This is a genomic window from Paenibacillus mendelii (assembly GCF_024498075.1).
GTDB lineage: Bacteria > Bacillota > Bacilli > Paenibacillales > Paenibacillaceae > Paenibacillus_Z > Paenibacillus_Z mendelii.
Window position 1 is genome coordinate 247612 of record NZ_JANHOF010000008.1, and the last position, 13821, is coordinate 261432.

The following is a 13821-nucleotide window of genomic DNA, read 5'->3' on the forward strand; positions in this document are numbered from 1 at the left end:
ATCGCAAAGCGTTCACCCGCTTATTTGATCCCGTGAAGGGTTAACGTTCTAAACCTAACTTCTCAATTGATTACGCCCGACGTTAGCGGTCCAGCACCATTAGCCGCATCCCGATCTGCGCGGTTAACAGCTGCAGCTCTTATCCGAGCTGAAATCGACCGGCGTCGGATAGTCGTTGTCGAAGCAGGCCATGCACATGCCGCGATTGTATTGTCCTTCATTGCCGCCGACCGACTCGATCAAGCCTTGATGAGTTAGGAAGGATAACGAGTCCGCATTGATGGCCTGGCGTATCTCTTCCACGGTCTTCTGGGAAGCGATCAGCTCCTTGCGGTCCGGCGTATCAATACCGTAATAACAAGGGTTCATGAAAGGTGGTGAAGTAATGCGTACATGCACTTCTGTCGCCCCCGCCTCACGAAGCAGGTTCACAATCCGCAAGGAGGTTGTGCCGCGAACGATCGAATCGTCGATCATGACGACGCGCTTGCCCTCAACGACCTTACGGACGGCCGACAGCTTCATCTTAACGCCTTTCTCACGAAGCTCCTGCGAAGGTTGAATGAAGGTACGACCCGTATATTTATTCTTGATGAGGCCCAGCTCGTAGGGAATGCCTGTCTGCTCGGCGTAACCGATCGCAGCCGAGATGCTTGAATCCGGCACTCCAGTTACGACGTCGGCGTCAACGAACGCTTCGAGCGCCATCTTCTGCCCCATCCGCTTCCGCGAGGAATGAAGATTAATCCCGTTAATATCGCTGTCCGGACGCGCAAAATAAATATATTCCATCGCGCAGGTCGCGCGGCGCTCAAGCTCCACAAACCGGTCTTCCCGTAAGCCGTCCCGGTCCAGTACCAGCATCTCGCCCGGCTGAACATCGCGCTCATAGACAGCGCCGACCGTTTCCAGCGCGCAGGTCTCGGATGCGAAGACGTAACCGTCGCCGAGCTTGCCCATAACAAGCGGACGGAGACCGTGCGAATCGGAAGCGACGAGCAGCTTGTCGTTGGTCATAATCAGGAATGCAAAGCCGCCGACAAGACGCTGCAGCGCATCCTTGGCTGCTCCTACGAAATCCTTGCTCGAACGCGCGATCAAATGTGCGATAACTTCCGTATCGCTTGTCGTTTGGAAGATCGATCCCAAGTTCTCGAGCTCTTCCCGGATCCCTGGCGCATTCACGATGTTGCCGTTCGTCGCAATTGCGAGGTCACCGGCGCGGTATTTGAATACGAGCGGCTGCGCATTCGCAAGCTTACTCTCTCCCGCGGTCGAATAACGGACGTGACCGATTGCCATGTTGCCTACAAGCGTATCCAGCTTATCCTGGTCGAAAACCTCTTTCACAAGGCCCATGTTGCGATGATAGTTAAATAAGCCGCCTTGTTCCAGATCAACGGTACAAATTCCCGCGCTTTCCTCACCCCGGTGCTGGAGCGCATGCAAGCCATAGTAAGCGAGAGTGGAAGCGTGCGGGATGTTATACACCCCGAACACTCCGCATTCTTCACGCAGCTTGTCAAATATGTCGTCTCGTCCTATTCCCTCATTATAATGAGAGCCTGTCCACAGCTTCGGAAGCTGCATCACTTCATCAGACATGGAATCGCATCCTTCCAAACCTTCTCCAGTTGTTCTACCGGCGCTGTAATGCCCGGTTTGCCGTTGATGTTAAGGGTCAATGCGCTGCCGCGTACGACGCCGATCTCTGCGTTCGGTACGCCCTTCTCTGTCAACAATGCCGTCAATTTCGCAGCTTGCTCCGGTTTGGCCGATAGCAGAATCCGCGATTGCGATTCGCTGAACAGTGCCGCATCCGCACGAAGCGAGGTCGTTACATTCACATCGGCGCCCAGCTTGCCGCTGATGCACGATTCCGCAAGCGCAACGGCTAGGCCGCCCTCAGACAAGTCATGCGCGGAAGCGACGAGTCCTTGCTGAATAGCTTCAAGCACGCCGCTAAGCAGCTTCTTCTCGGTTGCAAGCTCGATCTGCGGCGGACGTCCTTCCGACTTGCCCTGCATAACATACTGCAGCTCGCTGCCGCCCAGCTCGTGCTTCGTTTCGCCGAGCAGAATGATGACGTCGCCTTCGGATTTGAAGCCTTGCGTCGTAATGTGGTCCACATCATGCACGAGTCCAACCATGCCGATTACCGGCGTTGGATAAATCGCGCCTTTCGCATTCTCGTTATACAGGGAGACGTTGCCGCCGATAACCGGTGTATCCAGCACGCGGCAAGCATCGGAGATTCCGTCTGCTGCCTTCTCGATCTGCCAGAATACTTCCGGCTTCTCCGGACTGCCGAAGTTCAGGTTATCCGTAATGGCCAGCGGCTCAGCTCCCGAACAGACGATATTACGTGCTGCTTCAGCAACAGCAATGCGTCCGCCCACCTCAGGATCGAGGTAGACGTAACGTCCATTACAGTCGGTCGTCATGGCCAGAGCCTTGCGCGTCCCGTGAATCGTTACGACTGCTGCGTCCGATCCAGGTTGAACCGCTGTGCTCGTACGCACCATATAGTCATATTGATTATATACCCATTCCTTGCTTGCTACTGTCGGAGAAGCAAGAACCTTCTTAAGCGCATCTGTCAAATCGGTCACTTCAGCATACGCCGCGGTGTCGATTGCGCCGTTCTCCGCATAGTAGGCAGGCTCTTTGGACGGTTTGTTATAGACCGGGCACTCATCGACGAGCGCTTGAACCGGCATGTCTGCGACTTCCTCGCCTTGGTGGAACAGGCGGAGACGGCCGTCATCAGTCACTTTGCCGACCTTCGCGCAGATGATGCCCCAACGGTCGAAAATCTCTTTGGCTTGCGCTTCATGACGCGGCTCGACAACGAAGAGCATGCGCTCTTGTGACTCCGACAGCATCATTTCGTAAGGCGTCATGCCTTCTTCGCGCTGCGGCACCTCATCGAGATAAAGCTCGAGGCCGTTGCCTGCTTTGGAAGCCATCTCCGCACTGGAGCAAGTAAGGCCCGCGGCGCCCATATCCTGAATGCCGAGAACGATACCGGAGTTAATCAGCTCGAGCGTAGCTTCCATGACGAGCTTCTCCATGAACGGATCGCCCACCTGAACCGCTGTACGCTTCTCCTCTGATTCCTCAGACAGCTCTACAGATGCGAAGGTCGCACCGTGAATGCCATCGCGTCCTGTTGCCGGACCCACGTAGAAAACCGGGTTTCCGACACCTTTGGCGACACCGCGTTGGATTTTATCATGATCGATAAGACCCACACACATCGCATTCACGAGCGGGTTACCTTCATAGCTTTCATCGAACATAACTTCGCCGGCAACCGTCGGAATTCCGATACAGTTGCCATAGCCGGCGATACCGCTCACCACATGCTCGAACAAATATTTCACGCGCGCATTCTCCAGATTGCCGAAGCGCAAGCTGTTAAGCAGTGCAACCGGACGGGCACCCATGGAGAAAATGTCGCGAATGATGCCGCCTACACCCGTTGCAGCGCCTTGATACGGCTCAACCGCGGACGGATGGTTATGCGATTCGATCTTGAACACGACGGCTTGATTATCGCCAATATCCACGATCCCCGCGCCTTCGCCAGGACCCATGAGAACCTTCGGTCCCGTAACCGGGAATTTCTTCAGGATCGGCTTGGAGTTTTTGTACGAGCAATGCTCGGACCACATGACGCTGAACACGCCAATCTCGGTATAGTTCGGCTTGCGGCCAAGAAAACCGCAAATCAGCTCGTATTCATTGTCTGTCACACCGAATTGCGTATAAATACGCTGGTCTGCAATTTGCTCCGATGTCGGTTCTTTAGCCGTTAACTGCTGCGCCATGCTGTTCCCTCCATGCGTTCAAAATCGATGTAAACATCCGTTTGCCGTCTTCCGAGCCGAGCAGCTGATTGACTGCGCGTTCCGGATGCGGCATCATGCCCACGACGTTGCCGCGCTCATTGCTAATGCCCGCGATATCTTCCAATGAACCGTTCGGGTTCGCACCCGCTTTGTAACGGAACACGATTTGATTGTTAGCCTTCAGCTGCGCCAATGTTTCGTCATCGCAGTAGTAGTTGCCTTCGCCATGCGCAATCGGAATATCGATAATCTCGCCTTGGCTGTATTGGTTCGTAAATACGGTGTTGTTATTGACCACTTCCAGCAGCGCGCTGTGGCAGCGGAATTTCATGCTATTGTTGCGAAGCAACGCACCTGGCAGCAGGCCCGCTTCTGTCAAGACCTGGAAGCCGTTGCAGATGCCCAGGACGAATTTGCCCTGCTCGGCTGCTTTGATGACTTCGTTCATAACGGGAGCGAATCGCGCAATCGCGCCGCAGCGCAGGTAGTCGCCGTAGGAGAATCCGCCTGGCACGAGGATCGCGTCATAGCTGGACAGGTCCGTTGCCGTATGCCATACATAGTCGACAGGCTGTCCGATCGTGTCTTCCACCGCTTTGTAGCAGTCAATATCGCAGTTGGAGCCGGGGAATACGATTACCGCGAATTTCATCGATTAACCCTCCAATTCAAAACGGTAGTCTTCGACGACTGTGTTAGCCAGCAGCTTCTCGCACATCGCTTTCAGACGGGATTCAGCTTCAGCGCGGTCTGTCGTGTTCAGCTCAAGCTCAAGGTATTTGCCGATGCGAACTTTGCCGACTTCATCGAAGCCCATCGAGTGCAGCGCGCCTTGTACGGCACTGCCTTGCGGATCGAGCACGTTTTGTTTGATCGTTACGTAAACCGTTGCCTTCATGGGGGTCGCCTCCAATAAATTAGGACTGGAACAAGGGCCGCTTACAGCGACTTGCCTGTCAGCCGTTCATAGATATTCAGATAGTTGTTTGTCGTTGCGTTGACAACCGAATCCGGAAGAGGATCCGGCTTGCTGTTCTGATCCCAGTCGGAATTCAGCAGATAAGCCCGTACCGGCTCTTTGTCCATGCTGTCGATTTCGATATCGAAAGCGTATATATCCTTCGCCCAGAAACGCGAGGAATCCGGCGTGAAAATCTCATCAATCAGAATGACTTTACCATCGATAAGTCCAAACTCGAATTTGCAATCCGCTAGGATAATGCCCCGCTCTTCACAGTAACCTCGCGCAAATTCATACAGCTTAATGCTGTGATTGCGAAGCTCTTCCGCCAATTCGGCTCCGATCAGCTCCTGCATCCGCTCGAAGGGGATATCCTCGTCATGTCCGACATCGTTCTTCGCAGCCGGTGTGAACAACGGCTTCTCGAACCGTTCGTTCTTACGCAGGCCTGCCGGAAGCTCAATGCCATTAATGGCCGATGTTTTCACATATTGTCTCCAACCGCCGCCCGTGATATAGCCGCGAACGACACATTCGATGTCGATCCGCTGCGCCTTCTTCGTGACCATGATCCGGTTACGAAGCAATTCCGGGTCCGTAACGACATCGCCGAGCTTGTCGATATCGGTATGAACGACATGGTTCGTCAGCAGGGATGCCGTCTGTTCGAACCAGAATGCGGACAACCGGTTGAGTACGTTGCCTTTCTGCGGAACAGCCGGATCCAGCACGTAGTCGAACGCGCTGATGCGGTCCGTGACGACGATCAAATAATGTTCGCCAAGATCATACAGCTCGCGCACTTTGCCTTTGTACAGCAGCGGCGCCTTCACAACATCCACAGCGGTGGATAACGCTTGTCCTGTCATCATCATTCGCTCCTTCGCACCGGTCCGGGGTGCCGATCATCTCAGCAGGACCGGAAGCTTTATATCCATAAGCGCGGGTCGCTCCTAAATCAGTTCCAGCCGTTTGAAGATCGTATCCACATGCTTCAAATGCCATGCCGGGTTGAACGCGTCGTCGATCTCTTCCGCAGTCAGCGCATCCGTAATTTCCTTCGTCTCGCCGATGATGTCGCGGAATTGACGCTGCTCCTCCCACGCCTGCATCGCGCGCGGCTGAACGGTATCATAAGCCTGCTCGCGGCTGAAGCCTTTGTCGATCAGCTTCGTCATGATGCGTCCGGAGAACGGCACGCCATACGTCGCCTTCATATTGCGCTTCATATTCTCAGGGAATACCTGCAAATTCTTGAGGATGTTGCCCAGACGGTTCAGCATATAGTTAAGCAGCATCGTCGCATCCGGCAGGATAACGCGTTCTACCGAAGAGTGGCTGATATCGCGTTCATGCCACAGGGTAACGTTCTCGTAAGCGGAAATCATATGGCCGCGGATGACGCGCGCCAAGCCCGAGATGTTCTCGCAGCCGATCGGATTCCGTTTATGCGGCATCGCAGACGAGCCCTTCTGGCCTTTAGCGAAAGGCTCCTCGACTTCGCGGAACTCGCTCTTTTGCAGCGCACGAATCTCGGTTGCGAACTTATCCAGTGAAGTGGCGACCAGCGCCAGCGTCGCCATATATTCAGCATGGCGGTCACGCTGCAGCGTTTGGGTCGAGATCGGCGCCGGCGAGATGCCCAGCTTGCGGCACGTAAACTCTTCGATCGCTGGATCAATGTTCGCGTAGGTGCCGACCGCACCGGACATTTTGCCGAATTGAACGCCATTGGCTGCGTGGCGGAACCGCTCAAGGTTGCGCTTCATCTCTTCGTACCAGAGCGCCAGCTTCAGCCCGAACGTCGTCGGCTCTGCATGTACGCCGTGGGTACGGCCCATCATTGCGGTGTCTTTGTAAGCAACAGCTTGACCGCGAAGAATTTCAATGAAATTCACGATGTCCTTCTCCAGAATCTCGTTCGCCTGACGCAGCAGGTAACCGAGCGCGGTATCGACGACATCCGTCGAAGTCAGGCCGTAATGCACCCATTTGCGCTCTGGCCCGACCGTCTCGGATACGGCACGCGTGAACGCGATGACGTCATGCCGCGTTTCCTGCTCGATTTCGTAGATGCGGTCGATATTGAAGGTAGCGCCTTTGCGCAGCGCCTCGACATCCTCCCGTGGAATAACGCCCAACTCTACCCAAGCCTCGCATGCGCAAAGCTCAACCTCCAGCCAAGCCTTGAATTTATTTTCTTCCGTCCAAATCGCTCTCATTTCCGGTCTGCTGTAACGCTCCAACATACTTGTCTCAATCCTTCCATATGTTCGTTTCGGAAATCCAAGCCAGTGCAGCTTCCGTATCCGCGGCAAGCACGTTCACGTGTCCCATTTTCCGTTTATGTTTCGCTTCATGCTTTCCATATAAATGAACCTTAGCCGCAACGCCGAGCCGCTGCGCCGCTTCATCCGCTTCCGCCATCAGCGCAAGCAGCGGTTCTACATGCTCGCCGAGCACATTCACCATCACGACAGGCGTCATCAGCGATGTATCACCAAGCGGCAGCCCGCAGACCGCGCGCACATGCTGCTCGAACTGCGACGTCCGGCACGCTTCCATCGTATAATGGCCGCTATTGTGCGGCCTCGGCGCAAGCTCGTTGACGAATAGCTCTCCGCCTGCGGTGAGGAACAGCTCCACGGCGATCAGACCGACGACACCAAGACCCTCTGCAATGCGCGCCGCGAGCTCTTCCGCTTCACGCTGCAGCTGCACATCGATTCTCGCCGGAACAATGGACAGATGAAGAATATTATCCACGTGAATATTCTCTGCCGCCGGGAACGTCCGAATTTCGCCCTGCGGACTTCTGGCCGCGATGACGGACAATTCTTTCTCGAACCGGATAAACTGCTCCAGCACCAGCTCTGTACGCGCACGGCTCAACGTTTCATAGGCTTCTTCGATCTCGGCCTCGCTGCGGATGACCCACTGCCCTTTGCCGTCGTAACCGCCGGTTGCCGTCTTCAGCACGCTTGGCAGACCGAATCTCCGAACGGCCTCGCGCAGCTCTTCCACGCTGCGGATTTCGCTATAGGGAGCAACCTTCACGCCCGCAGCTTCAATGGCATGCTTCTCGCGCAGCCGATGCTGCGTTGTATATAGCAGCTCACTGCCCTGGGGGACATAGGATTCCTTCATGAGCATAGCAGCAACGTCAGCGTCGACATTCTCGAATTCATAGGTAATGACATCCGACCGCTTCGCCAGCTCATGAGCCGCTTCGCGGTCGTCATAGGCTGCGACGATTTGATCCGCGACTTGTCCGCAAGGCGCGTCCGGTGTCGGATCGAGCACGACGAAACGATAGCCCATCGCGCTTCCTGCATTAGCCATCATGCGGCCAAGCTGACCTCCGCCAAGGATGCCGATCGTAGAACCTGGCAGGATGATTTTCGTCTTAGCAGTGCTTACCGCACTCGATTCCGCATTCCCGCTGGCAGGCACACATCCATCAATACCGCAACTTTCGCCATCCATTCCGCCGAGCAGCTCATTCAGAGGGATCAAGCCTCCGCCAAGTTTGCCGGATTCACTCATAGCGTTTCACTGCTTTCCAGCACTTCCTGCTGGATACGATCGCGACGCGCCTGCACGCGCTCCTGCACATCCGTATCGAATGCGCCCAGAATCTGTGCGGCAAGCAAGCCGGCGTTCGTTCCTCCGGCATTGCCGATCGCTACGGTTGCCACGGGTATGCCCCCGGGCATCTGCACGATGGACAGAAGCGAGTCGAGTCCATTCAAATTCGACGACTTTACGGGAACGCCAATAACCGGCAGAATCGTCTTTGCAGCGACCATGCCGGGCAGATGGGCGGCTCCTCCCGCTCCCGCGATAATGACCTTCAAGCCGCGGGCTGCGGCGCTCTCCGCGTATTCAAACATCAGGTCCGGCGTACGATGCGCCGAAACAACCTTCTTCTCGTACGGGATTTGCAGTTCGTCCAGAACGTCGCAGGCTAATTTCATCGTTTCCCAATCCGACTTGCTGCCCATGATGACGCCCACTTTCGCTGCCATGCACCAAACCCACCTTCGTATATAAATTGTTGGTAATCGCTCTAATAACGTAAAAAAGTCCGGCAAGCAACCTTCGATATCGAAAGACTGCCGCTGGACACGAACGCAAGGGGGAACAAAAACGCCTAAAGACAGGCGAAGGCTGTCCCGTAAAGAGACAACCTGATATTCCCACTTTCATGCTCGTAGTCCGAAAATTTGAGGTTCTCGGGTAGAAACTTTCGGGCCGTATTCCCGAACTTATACGAGATTAGCACCAAGAGACGGATTACGCCTCGGCCTTCTCTAGTTTACCGAATCGCTCTAGAAACTGTCAACCTAAATACGAACATTAATTCAGTAAACTTTTAGAAAAGTTCGCTTTTGCGTCACAGGAACTGGATAAGCTGCGAACATACTCACTTCGTTTGGGCATTTGCCCTTAAATGATGGCCAAAAGTGCCTGCATCATTGTATACCATATATCGATTAGCTTGCTCGCGGCATCCCGACTCCATACAAGCCTTTGAACCTTACCAGCATTGAACCCCGGCATTGCCGTCGGCATAGACAGCCAGCCGTAACGCCACAAAAGGGTCTTACAGCAAGAAATTTCGGAACCGATGTGTCCGGTAGACCCTTTTTTACCCTTACAGTATCTCAATCATTACCCGCAACACCCTTGCCGCTGCTGTAGCTCCACAAAAGGGTCTTACGGCTGGGCTTCCAGCACTGATCGATTCCGGTAGACCCTTTTTTACTCTTACAGTATCTAATTCATCACCCGCAACACCCTTGCCGCTGCTGTAGCTCCACAAAAGGGTCTTACGGCTGGCTTTCCAGCACAGTTCGATTCCGGTAGACCCTTTTTTACCTTTAAACCATCTGCCGTTGCCCGCCTTACACTTACCGGAAAATAAAAAACAGCGCCGGTCCAGCGCTGTTCTCATCTCTCTATTAGCCCGCGCCAAGCATCCCGTAACGCAGGACGATCAGAATCGCGAGAATCCACATTAACCAGTGGATTTTGTACTTTCCTTTTTGGGACATATTGCCAAGCGCCGCAAGAATCACATAAGACACAATACCGAATGAAATCCCGTTTGCAATGTTGTATGTGAAAGGCATGAACGCAACGACGAAGAAGGAAGGAATCGCATAAACCATATCGGTGAAGTCGATTTCTTTGACCGATTGCATCATGAGCACGCCAACAATAATCAGCGCCGCAGCCGTTGCCGAGCCCGGAATGAGGGAGATCAGCGGCCATAGGAACAATGCCACCAAGAATCCAACCCCGGTTGTTACGGCCGTAAGACCCGTACGTCCACCTTGGGCAATACCCGCGGAGCTTTCAACGTAGGCCGTAACCGTGCTTGTACCCAGCATAGCGCCGCCGCTGACGCCAATCGCATCAACGAACATCGCTTTACCGATTTTCTTCTTGCCTTTCTCCGGATCCTTCATATACCCTGCACGGGTTGCCGTTCCAACGAGTGTACCGAAGGTATCGAACAGCTCAACGAATGTGAACGTAAGGATAACCGAGATCAGACCCACTTCAAACACGCCTGCAAAGTCAAAATCCCAGAAGTTCAGTTTGGAGAAATCCGGCGCCCATGATTGTCCGGAAAGACCTGCGCTAACATTAACGTCGCCGGTAATGATCGCAACTACTGTCGTGCCCAGAATACCGAACAGAATAGCGCCCGGAACACGAAGTACCATCAATACCGAGATAAGCAGCAGGCCGATCAGCGTCAAATATACGCTAGGGTTGGTGATGCTGCCCATGTGGAATACCGTTTCGAAGCCCAGCACATCGGTGTACATGCCTTTGGGAATCTCTGTGACCGAGTTCTCGACAGCTACGGTAAGCACACCGCTTGTCTTAAGCCCGATGATGGTAATAAACATGCCGATGCCGACCGTAATCGCATGCTTCAGGCTGTCCGGAATTGCCGTAATAAGCATTTGGCGAACCTGTGTAATCGTAAGAATAATAAAAATGATACCGGAGAAGAAAACAGCCGTTAGTGCCATTTCAGCTGATATCGTGCCGTTCGATGCCAATACCGTTGCCGCGAAGTACGCGTTAAGCCCCATGCCGGGAGCAAGCGCAACTGGAAAGTTAACGAAGAGCCCCATCAAAATGGTAAAGATGCCGCCCGCAAGCGCAGTAGCCAAGAAGACCGAATATACGTCCAGACCCGCGCTACCGAGCAAACCAGGGTTGACAGCTAATATATACGCCATCGTCATGAAAGTCGTGAGGCCTGCCATAATCTCTGTTCTTACATTTGTTCCGTGTTCCTTCAAACGAAAGAAACCGTCCATTTTTTAATGCCCTCCCCAAAAAATGTGTAGAACAAACAAAAAACCCAAGAAAAGTGTATGCTGTCAGCAGCATACGTCCTCTTAGGTTCCGCGCAAAACAGGAAAAATATGCATGGCGGACCGGTGCCATGGATACTTCCTGCTTTTCGTAGCCAGATCATTACGGTGACCTCGTAGAGACTCCCAAGCCGATTCCCGGGATTATACGAAAAGGTATGCAATTGTGTTCTTATTCCTACCCATCTTAAAAAGAATGGGACAAATCTGTCAACAAAAATTTGAATGTTTTTGTCGACGGTTGTAATATCCCCCCTGCAAAGCCGCCCTCCGTATAACATTGCGGATTTCCGGTAATTGAAGGGTGTTCTGAACCATCGCTTGCTGATGCAGCCAAAAACGAAAAAACATCCCTTGTCTTTTCCAAGCAGGAAAAGGCAAAGGATGCTCGCCCGTTATATTTCAAAATTACTGCAAATCGATAACCCGGAAAGACTTATTCCCACTCGATCGTAGCCGGCGGCTTCGACGTGACATCGTAAACGATCCGATTGACGTTGTCGACCTCATTCACGATTCGAACGGAGATTTTCTCCAGGATATCCCATGGAATACGAGCCCAATCTGCCGTCATGCCGTCGATGGATGTAACCGCGCGGATGCCTACCGTGTAGGAATACGTACGCGCATCGCCCATGACGCCGACGCTCTTCATGTTCGGGAGCGCCGTGAAGTACTGCCAAATTTCGCGGTCTAGACCTGCTTTGATGATTTCGTCGCGCAGAATCGCATCCGAATCGCGAACAATCTTCAGCTTCTCCTCAGTTACTTCACCTAGGACACGGATCGCAAGACCCGGACCCGGGAACGGCTGGCGCCAGACAATCGCTTCCGGCAATCCGCATTCTTCGCCGACTTTGCGCACCTCGTCCTTGAACAAGGCCTTCAGCGGTTCTATGAGCTTGAATTTAATATCTTCCGGCAGCCCGCCCACATTGTGATGCGACTTGATCGTCTGTGCGGTCGCAGTGCCGCTCTCAACGATATCGGTATACAGCGTGCCTTGAGCAAGGAATTCGAAGTCATCGAACTGCGCGGATTCCTCTTGGAACACGTAGATGAACTCGTTGCCGATAATCTTCCGTTTTTGTTCTGGGTCGTCAACGCCCTTCAGCTTGCCCAGGAAGCGCTCGCTGGCATCGATCTTCACGACCTTCATGTCGAATTTGCCTACGAAGGTTTCCATGACGCCTTCCGCTTCGCCTTTGCGCAGCAGGCCGTGGTCGATGAACATACAGGTCAGCTGATCGCCGATCGCTTTATGAAGCAGAATCGCCACAACGGATGAATCCACCCCGCCGGACAAGGCGCATAGCACTTTACGGTCGCTGACCTGCTCGCGAATATCGCGAATCGCATCCTCGATGAACGTTTCCATGCTCCAATTTCCTTCGCAGCCGCAGACGTTGTACAGGAAGTTTCGGATCATGTCGTTACCGCGCTCCGAGTGGCGCACTTCCGGGTGGAATTGCACCGCGAACAGCTTGCGCTCCGGATGGCTCATCGCCGCGATCGGCGCATGGTCCGTAGAGGCATCCACGCGAAATCCCGTCGGCAGCTCGACGACATGGTCGCCGTGGCTCATCCACACCGTCTGGCGGTTATCGAGTCCCTCAACCAGGTGAGAGCCTAGGTTGAACTCTACCTCCGCTTTGCCGTATTCACGCTTACCGGCACGTTCAACCTTACCCTGCAGCTGATGCGACATCAGCTGCATTCCGTAGCAAATACCGAAGATCGGCAGACCCAGGTCATAAACTGCCGGGTCAACGAGCGGCGAATTCGCCTCGTACACACTTGCCGGACCTCCCGAGAACACGATGCCTTTCGGCTGCAGTTCGCGGATCCGTTCCGCCGGCGTGTTGTATGGCAGAAGTTCGCTGTAGACTCCCAAATCCCGGATGCGTCTTGCAATTAGCTGGTTGTATTGTCCGCCGAAATCGAGGACAACGATTAATTCATTTGGCTTTTCCATTTTCGTGCCGAGCCTCCCTCAAATCATTGGGTTAATTATATATAACTGCGTTTGGGACAGTCAAGGCGGAAGGAGCAGCTCCTTCGAACTCCATTCCCGAATCCACGGGTAATAAGGGTAAACCCGTGACAAACGCAAAGCTCCCGCCCATTGATCGGACGGGAGCTGCATCGTTAATTCACGGATTTTACGTCTTTCTGAATTACGGCTTGCAGCAGCCGGCTCAGCTGTTCCTTCGAAGGCTGTTCCGGCCAATCTGCGCCGTAGCGGGCCTGCTCGTCCCACCGCACGAAGTCGGCGACAAGGCCTGCGGCTTGCGGCGGCAGCTGCAGCGCCGCTGCATACTCGCGCGAGGTGCGGCCTGCGGGCCGCGGCCCGCATCGTTTCTGCAGCTCGCGCCACAGCTGGTCCGCGAGCACGAGGAACTGCCCGCGGGCCGCGGTTTGCCGGCCCGCGGCAAGCGCGCTGCCGTACCGGCGCAGCGCGAGCGCGAACGCCGCGCGTTCGCGTCTGCGCCATGCCGCTGCTGCAAGCCCAGCAGCGGCAACGGCGCCCGCGGCCAGCCCGGCCACGGCCCACGGCCGTGCCGCGGCTGCGCCGCTGGCACTGCGCGCGAGGGCATGCGCCCCT

Annotated in this window: 11 protein-coding genes and 2 riboswitches; all 11 genes read right to left on the minus strand. The window is 54.5% G+C overall.

The genetic code is table 11. The features are described 5' to 3' along the window. Positions 1-123 precede the first annotated feature (123 nt). Positions 124-1605 (minus strand): amidophosphoribosyltransferase, encoded by a 1482-nt coding sequence (gene purF, locus NNL21_RS23315; protein ID WP_204820646.1) that lies wholly within the window; start codon positions 1603-1605, stop codon positions 124-126. After that, positions 1590-3833, minus strand: coding sequence for a phosphoribosylformylglycinamidine synthase subunit PurL (gene purL / locus NNL21_RS23320; RefSeq protein WP_204820645.1), 2244 nt, complete (start codon positions 3831-3833; stop codon positions 1590-1592). Before purL ends, purF begins: the two co-directional genes overlap by 16 nt. Then, on the minus strand, positions 3811-4506 hold the full coding sequence (gene purQ / locus NNL21_RS23325) for a phosphoribosylformylglycinamidine synthase subunit PurQ (RefSeq protein ID WP_204820644.1): 696 nt from the start codon (positions 4504-4506) through the stop codon (positions 3811-3813). The genes purL and purQ overlap by 23 nt, the downstream gene beginning before the upstream one ends. Before the next feature lie 3 nt (positions 4507-4509). Next, on the minus strand, positions 4510-4752 hold the full coding sequence (gene purS / locus NNL21_RS23330; RefSeq protein ID WP_204820643.1) for a phosphoribosylformylglycinamidine synthase subunit PurS: 243 nt from the start codon (positions 4750-4752) through the stop codon (positions 4510-4512). A 41-nt stretch (positions 4753-4793) separates the two neighbouring features. Further along, a complete protein-coding gene (locus NNL21_RS23335; RefSeq protein ID WP_204820719.1) occupies positions 4794-5684 on the minus strand; it encodes a phosphoribosylaminoimidazolesuccinocarboxamide synthase in 891 nt (296 codons plus the stop codon). 84 nt (positions 5685-5768) lie between these two features. Beyond that, the gene (purB, locus tag NNL21_RS23340) at positions 5769-7064 is read right to left on the minus strand and encodes an adenylosuccinate lyase (RefSeq protein WP_204820642.1); all 1296 of its coding nucleotides are present in this window, start codon (positions 7062-7064) and stop codon (positions 5769-5771) included. A 7-nt stretch (positions 7065-7071) separates the two neighbouring features. Continuing rightward, positions 7072-8301: a 5-(carboxyamino)imidazole ribonucleotide synthase gene (gene purK / locus NNL21_RS23345; protein ID WP_204820718.1), complete on the minus strand. Its 1230-nt coding sequence runs from the start codon at positions 8299-8301 to the stop codon at positions 7072-7074. A gap of 56 nt (positions 8302-8357) precedes the next feature. Continuing rightward, positions 8358-8843 (minus strand): 5-(carboxyamino)imidazole ribonucleotide mutase, encoded by a 486-nt coding sequence (gene purE, locus NNL21_RS23350; protein ID WP_204820641.1) that lies wholly within the window; start codon positions 8841-8843, stop codon positions 8358-8360. A gap of 166 nt (positions 8844-9009) precedes the next feature. Next, positions 9010-9111: riboswitch (purine riboswitch) on the minus strand. A 668-nt stretch (positions 9112-9779) separates the two neighbouring features. Further along, positions 9780-11159, minus strand: a complete 1380-nt coding sequence (locus NNL21_RS23355) for an NCS2 family permease (protein ID WP_204820639.1) — start codon at positions 11157-11159, stop codon at positions 9780-9782. Between the two features lie 129 nt (positions 11160-11288). Continuing rightward, positions 11289-11388, minus strand: a riboswitch (purine riboswitch). Between the two features lie 264 nt (positions 11389-11652). Next, positions 11653-13191 carry a glutamine-hydrolyzing GMP synthase gene (gene guaA, locus NNL21_RS23360; RefSeq protein WP_204820638.1) on the minus strand — a complete coding sequence of 513 codons (1539 nt, stop codon included), beginning with the start codon at positions 13189-13191 and terminating at the stop codon, positions 11653-11655. A gap of 173 nt (positions 13192-13364) precedes the next feature. Continuing rightward, on the minus strand, positions 13365-13821 hold a 457-nt coding region (locus tag NNL21_RS23365; protein WP_256555422.1), incomplete at its 5' end, for a DUF4129 domain-containing protein.